The sequence below is a fragment of the Christiangramia aestuarii genome (genome assembly GCF_009735585.1).
In the GTDB taxonomy this organism is placed as follows: domain Bacteria; phylum Bacteroidota; class Bacteroidia; order Flavobacteriales; family Flavobacteriaceae; genus Christiangramia; species Christiangramia aestuarii.
On sequence record NZ_VJVW01000050.1, the window covers coordinates 1 to 511 of the forward strand.

Annotated in this window: 1 pseudogene; it reads left to right on the forward strand. The window is 70.8% G+C overall.

Annotated elements, in window-relative coordinates:
- Positions 1-511: pseudogene (gene nirA / locus FLP08_RS16865) on the forward strand (nitrite reductase NirA); the annotation flags it as partial.

Consider the following 511-nt stretch of genomic DNA (forward strand, 5'->3'; position numbering starts at 1 on the left):
GGCGAGCTGGCCTACGGCAGCGCCCGTGCGGCCGATCCGGCCTTCGCCCGCTGGGCCTCGCGCAACGTCCAGGCGCACAAGGTGCCGGGCTACGCCTCGGTGGTGCTGTCGACCAAGCCCGGCGCCAGCGCGCCGCCGGGCGACGTCACCGCGGAGCAGATGGAACGCGTCGCCGACTGGGCCGAGCGCTACGGTTTCGGCGAGATCCGCGTGGCCCACGAACAGAACCTGGTGCTCCCCGACGTGCGCCTGGAGAACCTCCACGCGCTGTGGCGCGAGGCCTGCGCAGCCGGCCTCGGCACGCCTAACCAAGGCCTGCTCAGCGACATCATCGCCTGTCCCGGCGGCGACTACTGCGCGCTGGCCAACGCCAAGTCGATCCCCATCGCCCAGGGCATCCAGCAGCGCTTCGAGGACCTCGACCACCTGCACGACATCGGCGAGCTGAGCCTGAACATCTCCGGCTGCATGAACGCCTGCGGCCACCACCACATCGGCAACATCGGCATCC